Consider the following 11,714-nt stretch of genomic DNA (forward strand, 5'->3'; position numbering starts at 1 on the left):
AATGATACTATGCTAAGACTTGTTGATATACATAAAAATTATGGAAGTGTGGAAGCACTCAAGGGAGTAAATCTCTCGTTTCGAAAAAATGAATTCGTATCAATACTAGGACCATCGGGTTGTGGAAAAACAACACTATTAAATATTGTAGGAGGGTTGGATCGTTATACATCTGGAGACCTCATCATATCTGGTAAATCAACAAAAACCTACAAAGATAAACAATGGGATGCATATCGTAACCGTTCGATCGGTTTTGTCTTTCAATCATACAATCTCATTCCTCATTTGACAGTACAACAAAACGTTGAACTTTCAATGACTCTCTCAGGAATTAACAGCAGTTCAGCACAAACCCGTGCAAAAGAAGCGCTTGAAAAGGTAGGATTGCATGATCAGCTTAACAAGAAACCAAACCAATTATCAGGAGGTCAAATGCAACGGGTCGCCATTGCGCGCGCACTGGTCAATGACCCAGAGATAATCTTGGCTGATGAACCAACAGGAGCACTTGATAGTAAAACAAGTGTTGTAATCATGGAACTTCTAAAAGAAATTGCTAAAGAGAAATTGGTTATCATGGTAACACACAATGGTGACCTTGCTCATGAATACAGCAATCGCATTATTGAACTTTTAGATGGCGAAGTTATTAGCGATAGCAATAAAGCGGAACCAGACAATGTTGAACAAGCAACAGAAAAACAAAAACTTACAGCGATGCCGTATCGTACGGCACTCTCCCTCAGTGGTCGCAATCTTTGGGCAAAGAAAGGGCGTACCATACTTACAAGTATTGCAGGGAGTATAGGTATCATTGGGATTGCACTAGTACTGGCATTGTCAACAGGACTCTCTGGAACCATTAATCAAATGCAACAAGAGACCTTGGCAAGTTCTCCAATTACGATAGAACCTACGGCTGTAAACTTCTCACAACCGCCTTCATTTGGAATGGATAACGGTGAGGAATTTCCAGACTCAAAAAAAATTTCTGTCTATGAGCCGTATGTTGATCGTGATGCAAAGAAGAATATCATCACAAAAGAATACATTGATTATATTAAGGAACTTGATTCATCGCTCTATATTTCGATTCAAGAATCCATGGGTGTTAATTTGAATTTGATTGAAAGAAATGGTGATCAGTACAGCCTCATACAAACCAGCGATGCAAATGTTGGTGCACTTCTCAATAACAATGAATTTAATGAGAAGCAGTACGAAATGTTAGCGGGACATTTACCCCAGAATTCAAATGAACTTGTACTTGTTGTCGATTCATACAATCGTATAACGAAGCAATTGAGTGAAATGATTGGAACCGGTGACGCGGACTTTGATGTGAACAACGCAATTGGCAAAGAGTTCAAAATGATTTATAACGATGACTTCTATGTTGAAAACGAGATGGGCTTATTTCCTACACCAGGAGTGAACCAATATGAATCACTTTATTACAACAACAATGCAAAGACACTAACAATAGTAGGTGTTATGCGTCAGGATAAAGATGCGTCATTTGAAATGTATGATGTGGGACTATACTATCAAGATCAACTTACTAAGGATTTTGTGGAAACTACAAAGGCATCAAAGATTGTTACAAAACAATTGGAAGTTGGCACTGCATATTCTGTAATGACGGGACAACCAATTATATCAACCAGTCCATTTATGGATGCAGATCAAATGTATCAAGAATTACTGGAGTCAATCGGTGGTTCAGACTTACCAACTCAAATTGCAATTGTTCCAAAAGATTTTGAATCAAAAGAAAAAATTAGAGAACATTTGGATGCATACAATGACAATAAAGAAGAAGTAGATCAAGTTGTCTATACAGATATGTCTGAAATTATGACCAATGTTATGGGCACAGTTATTAACACTATTTCATATGTACTCATTGGATTCTCTTCGATTTCGTTGGTTGTATCGTCATTCATGATCGGAATTATTACATATGTTTCTGTTATTGAGCGAACCAAAGAAATTGGCGTGCTTCGTAGTCTTGGGGCTCGAAAGAAGGATATTTCGCGTGTATTCAATGCCGAAACCTTTCTAATTGGACTTGTTTCAGGTTCCATCGGAATTTTGGTGACCTATCTTCTACAGTTCCCAATCAATGCGATTGTATATGATTTAACGGGAGCTGCAAATATTGCAAATCTCAATCCTATCCATGCATTGATTCTCATAACAATTAGCATCGCACTAACTTTTATCGCTGGACTTATCCCATCACGAATGGCTGCGAAAAAAGACCCTGTTGTTGCTTTGCGTACAGAATAAAAAATAGACAGTTCCTTGGAACTGTCTATTTGCTTGCTTTAACGTTTTCACTCCAACGATACCCTTTACCGCGGATTGTATAAATTGATGAAATTGCAAGTTTCTTACGAACATTACGAATATGAACATCGACTTTACGTTCCAATTCTTCCGTATAGGGCTCATCCCACACGCGATCAATAATATCGTGTCTGGTGAGAATGTTTCCTTTCTCACTCAAGAAAAGTGCAAGGATATCAAATTCTATCGGTGTCAGAAGATACTCGGCGCTGTTTTTTGTGATCACGCGATTTGTCATATCAATCAAGAGATTCTCGGATTTTGAGTAAAGGGAACGGTTGTTATCTTTATCAAAGAATGCTGAGAATATAATTTGAATATAACGTAAGAGTACTTTAAGTGATTTTGATTTGTCCCAGAACAAGTCGACGCCAATGTCTAATGATTCTAATTCTCGGGATTCATCAACATCGCCGGTCATTATAATAGTTTTTGCATCGGATGCAATCCGTTTTAGTGATGAAATAAGTTTGATGCCGCTGATGTTTTGTAAGTCATAGTCGGCGATAACGAGTTGGTATGAATTAACAGCAATCAATTCAAGACCCTCAAGGGAACTCAAAGCAGAGTCAACATTATAGCGATTCTCGAGTAAGAAATTTTTGAGACGTTTTGTGTATCCTTCGTCATTATCAATTATTAGTATGTTTATCATGGTCAATACCTCCACCGTACAATAATAGGCGAAAATGCTCACAAAGTGTCACGATTGCTATCAAAGCCTTAATTTATGTAATATAAAGTAAATTGTTGGGCAATCATAAAGAAAAAAGATGCCGTTGTAGGCATCTTCTTAAACAAATTCAGGTAATTTCATGTATTGAAATGCGATACTACCAATTCCACAATGTACACTGACTGTTGAAATCAGTTGTCCAACATGAAGAATCGTATTGGGAAATTCTTTCTTAAGCTTTGCAACGGTTGCATCCAATTCGTCATGGGCGCGAACATCAACAACAGTAATTGCGTAGGTTTCATCAACACCTGCTGATTTCATTTCATTAATAACTGTATCAATGGCTTTTGACATGGTACGCACTTTTTCGAAAGGCTCGATAACACCTTTAGTATCTTTGTTAAGATGCAAGATGGGTTTTATTTTCAAAAAACCACCGAGTTTTGCGGCAAGTGGTGAAAGACGACCACCACGCGAAAGATGCGTTAAGTCATCAGGAACAATAAATGTATCCGTTTTATCAATGACCTTTGCTAGAACTTCCTTAACTTGAGGAATGTCATGACCTTGATCCAGAAGCTTGCGTGCTGCAATTCCTAGATCAAATTCGACGCGTGCTGTAGTATAACAGTCAATGTAGTCAAACTCAATTTCAGCAAACTGTGCTGCAGTAACCATTGCATTAATGGTTCCAGAAATACCGCTTGTAATAGGGATTCCTAACACACGATCATAACCTTGTTCTTTTAGATTCTTAAATAACTCTTCAATTTTTCCAAGTGATGGCAGTGATGTTTGTAACATTTTACCTTGCTCTAATAAATCATTGACTTGGTCATTGCTTATTTCAACACTTTCCAAGTATGCTTTATCGCCATCAATTATTTGTAATGGAATTGCGAAGAGTCCGTCCATCTCAAAATTTTCGTTGAAGTAGTTACTACCACTATCAACAATAACTGCTGTTTTCATATTCAGACCTCCTACGTAGTACTATTATATACCATTAAACCGCCAATTACGACACGGATACTAAATTAGATTTTTGGTATCCATTGTACAGCGATAGTACCAATTCCAGCATGTGCTGCAACAACAGCAGGAAGTTTTGAGTTTGAAGTTGTGAAGGTACCAATGCTTTCACTTAAATAAGCATTGAAACGATCTGCAATCTCTTCGCCTTGGCTATCTAAGTAGTAGACATCAAAAGCGTCTGGTGTAATGTCATGTTTCTTAAACTCAGCGACCATCATATCGAAAACTTTTGCCTCAGTACGAGCTGTGCCGAATTTCTCAATCGTTTGTCCACCATTTTCAAGATAGAGTAGTGGCTTTACTTTCAAGAGTGAAGCCAGTGTTGCAGCACCCTTTGAAATTCGTCCACTAATTTTGAGCTGATCCAAGGTTTGTGGGTATACAAATGATACTGTATGTTTTAACAGTTCTTCAATTGCACGTGTAATTTCTGCAATGGATTTATCTTCAGCATTTAATTTATGAATAAGTTTTGCACATTGTTGTACAGGGCCAGCAATTGACATTGAGTCAATGAGGGTTACACTATCCAGTCCCACTTCTTGTATCGCGTGGTGGAATGCTGAATGTGTTCCTGATAGAGCAGAAGAAAGTGAAAGTACATAAATATGATCAAATCCTTTTGTTTTTAGCTCCTCAAGGATATTAATAATGACACCAACATTTGGTTGTGATGTTTGTAAATGAGTCTTTTGTAACAGTAATTCATTAACATCGTCAAAGGTCATATCAATTTGGTCTAAGTATTCTTTGTTGTTATATATGAGTGTTAAAGGGGCAACGGTGATGTTTAGATCATGTGCTTCCTCTTTTGTTAGCGCAACTGAAGAGTCACACACTATAGCAATATTTTTCATAAGCTACCTCCAATAAAAGCATTATAGATAAGAATACTTTGAATGTCAAACTATTATCTCTCTTTATTCATTTTAGCAAATGAACTATAATAGAATCATGGAAAAACTTGACTACAAAACAATTGCAAAGAATGTGGTGACGGAACAAGAGATTATAAAGTCGAAATTCATCACTTATCTTGCACCAATCGCAACAGAAGAAGCGGGAAAATTATTCTTGAAATCAATCAAGAAGGAACATCCTAAGGCCAGCCATCATTGCTCTGCTTTTATTGTTGGTGATATTGAGAGATCGAACGATGATGGGGAACCTGCTTCAAGTGCAGGGCTACCCATGCTTCAAGTGCTTCGAGGCAATAAAATGCAAGGGGTAATTGCTGTAGTCGTTCGCTATTTTGGTGGTACTGAATTGGGTGTTGGCGGACTTATTCGTGCTTATGGATCCAGTGTGACACAAGCAATTCAAGCGGCGGAAATTCTCTATCCACAACGCGTGTTTACCTATGCTGTGACCTTTCCGTATGAATTTATTAACGATGTTGAGGTTCTTGTAGCCGATATTGGGGAGGTCATTGACCGACACTATGATGCACTTGTGAGGTATGATATACGTGTCACCAATCCCGAGAGTCTTGAACCACTTAATGACATATGTCGTGGACAAGCTGTATCGGAATGTATAAAAGATGATATTGAACTTATAAAGGAGGTTTCATAATGGATATTCGTTCTGAACTAAAAGCGCATGAGATAAAATATACAAAGCAGCGTGAAGAGGTTCTCTCAATTCTCAAAGCCAGTATGCTTCCGATGACAATCAATCAATTGCGTGATCAATTGGAAGTAGAAATGGACCTCTCAACAATCTATCGTATCCTGGATGTATTATTAGAGAAAGAAATCATTACCAAGACAGTTCCATTAGAGCCATCTCAAGCACTCTATGATTACAAGCGTCATATTCACAAGCACCATCTAATCTGTACAATTTGTGGAAAGATACAAATTATTGAAGGATGTCCGTTACATGACTATGAACATCAAGTTGAAGCAAAAACACAATACATCATTGATCGCCATCAATTGGAACTCTATGGTGTCTGCCCAAACTGTCAAATACACTAAAAAAGGAAGTCTCAAGATTTAATGAGACTTCCTTTTCATAAGTACTATAAGCTGCGTGATGTCGATAAGTGTGAGATACCATTAACGAAACTACTAATACCACCAGCCATTAGGTAGAATGAGACTAATATAATTGTTGTTGCAAGAGAAGCAACGGGATTGAAGAGTAACATGAATCCTGTGATGATACCAAGTACTGATACAATCAATGATAACCAGAATGAAGATTCACCACCAACACTGCGAATGATGCTTGAAGCAGCAATCCGTGAGATAGAGTGAGCAATAAACCAGAATGGTAAGAGCATTGTCACAACTGTAAGTGATAAGTTAATGTTGAATAACATTAATACACCAGCAATAATACTGAGGATAGCACCAAGAAGAGATATTAATGGAGCAGCTCCTGTACGACTTTCAAATTCGAAGTAGAATGCGATATCACTAATACCACTCGCAATTGCAAGAATTGCAAAGGCAACAATAACGCCACCGATAATTGCATTTGGATTGTACATTGTGTACACACCAAGTACTACTAATAACACCCCTGTAATCATTTCGATAATACTTAAATTACGTAAACTTTTTTTCATTTCAATCACCTTTCCTTTTATTGAGGTCGATCAGATCTTGAAGAATGGAATCAATCTCATCAAGATAATGATCAGACAATTCAAGAAACTTTTTACCTGCTTCTTTGTAGAGGGCTTCAAGTTGTTCCATCTTAAGTTGAATTTCTTTATCTTGTGATTCTTTCATCTCACCGTCTCCCTTTTGACATCTTCATCATAACCCCGTAGGTGAACGAAGACAACGAACAGAAAACGCGAACTGCAAGATACCGAACAGTGTTTGAAAAGTGTGCGGGAAATGGTACTATATATTGAAACGGAGGCATTTTCATGAAGACTGATTTAAGAGTTGTTAAGACGCACAGGGATCTAACGCAGGCACTGCTACGCCTCCTCGAAAGAGATAACTTTGCATCAATTACTGTGAATGATATTTGCGTTGAAGCTCTAGTGGGGCGTTCAACATTTTATGACCACTTCGAAGATAAATATAGTTTGTTGGAGCTTCTTTTTAAAACAGAACGAATGTCAACACGCGAACACGCTCAAAGTGAAGCGACTCTTGACCTTATTAAATCGGTCCTATACATGATTAAAGAGAATGAAGTCATCTTTCGAAACTTATTACCCCTTAATGAAGATCAACAAATCGTTGAATTAATTCGCTCGACATGGCTGGAAGACGTACTGAAATACAACGAAACGCACCTAGAAAATGGTGACCTTAAGGATGTGCCCCTTGAATTCATCAGTGACTTTTTGGCAGGTGGGTATACGATGGGAATTATTGATTGGATCCATAATGGCTTGAAAACGTCAGTTGAAGACATGGCTTTGTATCAATATAAAATGTTGCATCAATTTGTAAAACCATAGGTCAAATGAGTATCGTTCATTAACATAGTGTGTTACTATGTTAATGAAAAGAGGTACATATTATGTTACTAAACGACAATACAAAATTAAGCCATGTAACCTTACGAGTACAAGACTTAGAGAATATGACACAGTTTTATACACAGATTATCGGTTTGAAAATTATAAATAAACAAGACGATAGAGTCATGTTAGGTGTGGGTAAGCAGCCAATTGTAGAACTTGTGCACCATCGCGACGCCCAGTTACCATCAGAACATTATACAGGTCTTTACCATTTAGCAATTCTAATGCCAGATGAAAAAGACTTAGGTCAAATTCTGTATCATTTCAGTCGTGAACATTATCAAATAAGCGGTGCAGGGGATCATGACTACAGTCAAGCACTCTATATGAATGACCCAGAAGGGAATGGAATTGAAATCTATGCTGATCGTCCAAGAGAGACGTGGGTAATCCATGATGATGGAACGATTGTAGGGGGAACAAAAGCAGTTGATGTTCAAAGGCTTTTGTCACTCGTTGATAAAGAATCGTGGTCAGGTATGCCAGAAGGGACGGTTCTTGGACATGTTCATTTGCAATTGAATGATATCATGGCAGCACGTTCTTTCTATATTGATACCCTTGGGTATGAATTAAAAACAGACATGGGACACGCCATCTTTATCTCAAAAAATGGATATCACCATGATATTGGTGCCAATGTTTGGGCAGGGAATAACATCCAAAAACTCCCAAGCAACATAACCGGTATGGAGTCCTTCACGGTTCAAGTTGATAATTTGGAAGCAGTTATCACAGCATTCAAGGAAAACAAAGATTATTCTATAATTAGTATCGATAAGAATCTTATTGTTGAAGACAAAGCAGGGATACGAATACAATTCACTGTGTTATAATTAAAACATGAAAAAAATTAAAGATAGTTATGAACGAAACAAAATAGGTATGAAAGCAGGTTTACTGGGACTCAGTGCGAACCTGCTTCTTTCTATTTCTAAAATCGTAATCGGAACGATAGCGAATTCTCAGGCAATTATTGCCGATGGAATCAACAACGCTTCAGATTCAATGTCCTCGCTGATAACCGTGGTTGGCTTTAAAATCGCAGGGAAGCCTGCCGATAAAGAACACCCCTATGGACACGAACGTTTTGAGTCTATTGCTGGCTTCGTGATCTCGCTGATTATGATTTACTTGGGAATTGATATACTCAGAACATCTTTTGGAGAGATTTTCACTACAACACCGCTCAATGTATCGGTATATACGTTTGGCGTTTTAATCCTTTCAATAACTGTTAAGGGTTTCATGGCATGGTATTATACAAAACAAGCGAACCGCATTGATTCCGATATGTTACATGCAAGTTCGCAGGATAGTAAAAATGATATTTTAATGACCGGATCAATCCTAATCGGTATTCTAATACAATGGTGGTTTGGCTTCAATATTGATGCATATATGGGAATGTCTATTGCACTATTTATTATTTACTCAGCTGTGATGATGGTTCGTGATTTTGTGAATGATTTAATGGGAACGCGTCCAGATGAAACACAACTACACCAAATCAAAGACATTCTTGATAATGAACAAAAAATTATTGGTTACCACGATTTACTGGTACATAATTATGGTAAGTACAATACCTATGCAAGTGTTCATATTGAAATCAATCAAGTAACTTCTCTCGTAGAAGCACATGAAATTATTGACTCAATTGAACACGAAGTCTATGAAGAAACGAATATCAATCTTGTTACGCATCTTGATCCCTTGGATATTGATAGTGAAGAAATGACGACTATTTACGACATTATTAAGCGCTACATACGAGCCAACTATCCCGGTGTTACGTTTCATGATGTGAGAATTATTCATGAACGCCTGATGTTTGATTTGGTTTTGGATGAAGCATGCGATTATGAAAGTGAAGTAATTATTGAAGGACTAAGAAGAGAACTTGGTAATAATAACATTGCATACGCGTTGGACATCACGATTGATACCCAGCAATTAATATAGAGACGAAGGCGAACTAACTTGGAAAAAGAAAAAAAATTTGGACTGTTCACAACGATTGCGATGATTGTCGGAATTGTAGTTGGATCAGGAATCTTCTTTAAGACAGATGACATACTCATAGCTACACAAGGAAGTGTCATTCTCGGTGTGCTTCTTTGGGTTGTTGGCGCTTTCGGTATCATCTTTGGCGGACTGTGTGTTTCCGAATATGCAAAAAGGACATCCGAAGCAGGTGGCTTGATTACATATATGGAGCTTGCGTGGGGAAAAACGATGGGTTATCTTTCAGGGTGGTTTCAAGTTGTATTCTATTATCCAGCAATAATTGGTGTCTTGGCATGGATTACATCTGTTTATATTGGTTTGATTTTTGGAATAAGCAATCCCTTGGACTGGCGACTTTGGGTAACGACCCTTGTTATTCTAATCGTCATTTACGCACTCAACATCATAAATACAAAGTCAGCGGGTAAGTTTCAAAATATTACTCTCATCATAAAAATTGTAGCTTTGTTATCCTTGTCGATAGTTGGAATTATCTTCGGTGAGCCACAAAACCTTGCATCAACAGCAATTAGTGGGTCTCGCATCGGTGGTGGTTTGTTTGTTGGACTTATTGCATGTGCATTTTCTTATGACGGATGGTTTGTCGCCCCAGCAGTTGCTCATGAAATTAAAAATCCAAAGAAGAATCTTGTAAAAGCACTCATTGTTGCCCCTATTATTATTCTCGCCATCTATTTGGCGTATTTTATTGGCATCAATGCAATGCTAGGACCAGAAAAAATAATGCAACTGGGTGATGGATCTGTTGGTTATATTGCCGAGCAACTCTTTGGTTCAGTCGGAACTAAGGTTATCTATACAGCCGTTATCATTTCAATTCTCGGCTCCATTAATGGCTTGGTCCTTGGCTACATCCGGCTTCCGTATTCCTTAGCAATCCGTGATAGTTTTCCAAGATCAGATGTATTCAAAACCATGAACACGTCACTAGACATCCCTGTAAAATCGGCAATCCTATCGTTTGTACTTATTCTAATTTGGTTGGGTTTGCATCGACTCTCTGTATTTAATGTCCAATGGGGTCCAATCCACTTTAGTGGATTACAAATTGACAGTTTACCAATTGTGCTTACATATGTGTTCTATGGACTCCTTTACGTACGTACAGTAGTCGATGAAGTTAGATATCATAAACTTGGTGTGTTAAAGGGCTATGTATTCCCGCTCTTAGCATTACTTGGAGCCTCATTTGTATTATATGGCGGTATGTCACAACCACAATCTATCATCTACTTTATCATTTCGTTTGTTGGAATTGCGTGTGGCTATCTTGTCATGGGTAAGCCAAAAACAACAACTTAGCAATAAAAATTGACAACTCACCGTGATTTAGTGGCTCTAAGATTGGATCGATACTATGATGGTATCAACAACAAAGGAGAACTGAATTATGGAAAGAATAGATAGTTATAATAAACCCATTGAAACCATTCGTATTAAAGGTGCTTCGATTAAAAGAATAATTATTGAACCAAGCATTACTGAAGAAACAGAGGTATACGTCAATGGAAACCTCTCAGAGTATGAAATCCAACTTATGGGAGAAGTCTTAAAAATTTCTACAGTCCACTCGCGTATCATGACAATCAGCATCGATGAGATGAATACACCAAAGATTGAGGAAATGCGTATCAGCATTCCATCATCTCTAAATCCAGATTTTAAAATTGATGCTGTCGGAGCAATGGTAGTTATGGACTACAAAGAACCCTACACGATTCGAAATTTACGACTTGATGGCGTGAAGATTGATGCCCAACTTACAAATGTGAGTGGCCTGATCGAAGTAAACTCAGTCAACTCTTCAATTTGGGTTACCAATTTCGGTGGAAGAATCTACAGCAACGGTGTCAGCAACACGATTCATCTAACCAATACAAATAATGATGTCACGGTGAAACTGAATGGACTTTCTTCACAAGCCTATTTTAATGAAGGTGAAGCAAAGGCGAACTACCGCGTACAGCTTGCTGGGTTGAATGGAAAAATGTGCTACTATGCAGATCGTCGAACATCGTTTGGCATTCTAAATTATACGTCACCACATATTCATGGCGCACCTGCAGTTCGTGTAGAAGGCAATGGGCTAAGTGCAAAAGTATCTGTGAACTAAAA

The 11,714-nt window shown here is 37.9% G+C and carries 13 protein-coding genes; 8 read left to right on the forward strand and 5 right to left on the reverse strand.

The genetic code is table 11. From position 1 onward, the window contains the following. The first annotated feature begins 9 nt into the window (after positions 1-9). Positions 10-2,295 carry an ATP-binding cassette domain-containing protein gene (locus G7062_RS01850; RefSeq protein ID WP_166064219.1) on the forward strand — a complete coding sequence of 762 codons (2,286 nt, stop codon included), beginning with the start codon at positions 10-12 and terminating at the stop codon, positions 2,293-2,295. Positions 2,296-2,320: 25 nt separating this feature from the next. Here the strand turns inward: G7062_RS01850 and G7062_RS01855 are convergent, their stop codons facing one another. The 3 genes from G7062_RS01855 to G7062_RS01865 all read right to left on the reverse strand — a co-directional run bounded on the left by G7062_RS01855 (position 2,321) and on the right by G7062_RS01865 (position 4,926). Then, positions 2,321-3,010 carry a response regulator transcription factor gene (locus G7062_RS01855; RefSeq protein ID WP_166064220.1) on the reverse strand — a complete coding sequence of 230 codons (690 nt, stop codon included), beginning with the start codon at positions 3,008-3,010 and terminating at the stop codon, positions 2,321-2,323. Between the two features lie 138 nt (positions 3,011-3,148). Next, positions 3,149-4,006 (reverse strand): DegV family protein, encoded by an 858-nt coding sequence (locus G7062_RS01860; RefSeq protein WP_166064221.1) that lies wholly within the window; start codon positions 4,004-4,006, stop codon positions 3,149-3,151. 65 nt (positions 4,007-4,071) lie between these two features. Next, positions 4,072-4,926, reverse strand: coding sequence for a DegV family protein (locus tag G7062_RS01865; protein WP_166064222.1), 855 nt, complete (start codon positions 4,924-4,926; stop codon positions 4,072-4,074). A gap of 97 nt (positions 4,927-5,023) precedes the next feature. Here G7062_RS01865 and G7062_RS01870 point away from each other — a divergent pair, with 97 nt between their 5' ends. Both G7062_RS01870 and G7062_RS01875 read left to right on the forward strand, forming a co-directional pair. Next, positions 5,024-5,644, forward strand: a complete 621-nt coding sequence (locus tag G7062_RS01870; RefSeq protein WP_240915976.1) for a YigZ family protein — start codon at positions 5,024-5,026, stop codon at positions 5,642-5,644. Further along, positions 5,644-6,051 carry a Fur family transcriptional regulator gene (locus G7062_RS01875; RefSeq protein WP_166064224.1) on the forward strand — a complete coding sequence of 136 codons (408 nt, stop codon included), beginning with the start codon at positions 5,644-5,646 and terminating at the stop codon, positions 6,049-6,051. The genes G7062_RS01870 and G7062_RS01875 overlap by 1 nt, the downstream gene beginning before the upstream one ends. 44 nt (positions 6,052-6,095) lie before the next feature. On the opposite strand, the gene G7062_RS01880 is transcribed toward G7062_RS01875, so the two are convergent. After that, the gene (locus G7062_RS01880; RefSeq protein WP_166064225.1) at positions 6,096-6,647 is read right to left on the reverse strand and encodes an HdeD family acid-resistance protein; all 552 of its coding nucleotides are present in this window, start codon (positions 6,645-6,647) and stop codon (positions 6,096-6,098) included. Between the two features lies 1 nt (position 6,648). After that, positions 6,649-6,813, reverse strand: coding sequence for a hypothetical protein (locus G7062_RS01885; protein WP_166064226.1), 165 nt, complete (start codon positions 6,811-6,813; stop codon positions 6,649-6,651). Positions 6,814-6,956: 143 nt separating this feature from the next. Between G7062_RS01885 and G7062_RS01890 the strand changes: the two genes are divergently transcribed. The 5 genes from G7062_RS01890 to G7062_RS01910 all read left to right on the forward strand — a co-directional run bounded on the left by G7062_RS01890 (position 6,957) and on the right by G7062_RS01910 (position 11,712). Continuing rightward, complete coding sequence (locus tag G7062_RS01890) at positions 6,957-7,502, forward strand: TetR/AcrR family transcriptional regulator C-terminal domain-containing protein (RefSeq protein WP_166064227.1); 546 nt, start codon at positions 6,957-6,959, stop codon at positions 7,500-7,502. A 62-nt stretch (positions 7,503-7,564) separates the two neighbouring features. After that, entirely contained in the window at positions 7,565-8,404 is an 840-nt protein-coding gene (locus G7062_RS01895; RefSeq protein WP_166064228.1) for a VOC family protein, read from the forward strand. A gap of 7 nt (positions 8,405-8,411) precedes the next feature. Next, positions 8,412-9,533, forward strand: coding sequence for a cation diffusion facilitator family transporter (locus tag G7062_RS01900; protein WP_205700143.1), 1,122 nt, complete (start codon positions 8,412-8,414; stop codon positions 9,531-9,533). Positions 9,534-9,551: 18 nt separating this feature from the next. After that, positions 9,552-10,901 (forward strand): APC family permease, encoded by a 1,350-nt coding sequence (locus G7062_RS01905; protein ID WP_166064229.1) that lies wholly within the window; start codon positions 9,552-9,554, stop codon positions 10,899-10,901. A gap of 88 nt (positions 10,902-10,989) precedes the next feature. Then, entirely contained in the window at positions 10,990-11,712 is a 723-nt protein-coding gene (locus G7062_RS01910) for a hypothetical protein (RefSeq protein WP_166064230.1), read from the forward strand. The last annotated feature ends 2 nt before the right edge of the window (positions 11,713-11,714 follow it).

The sequence above is a fragment of the Erysipelothrix sp. HDW6C genome (assembly GCF_011299615.1).
Taxonomy (GTDB): domain Bacteria; phylum Bacillota_I; class Bacilli_A; order Erysipelotrichales; family Erysipelotrichaceae; genus Erysipelothrix.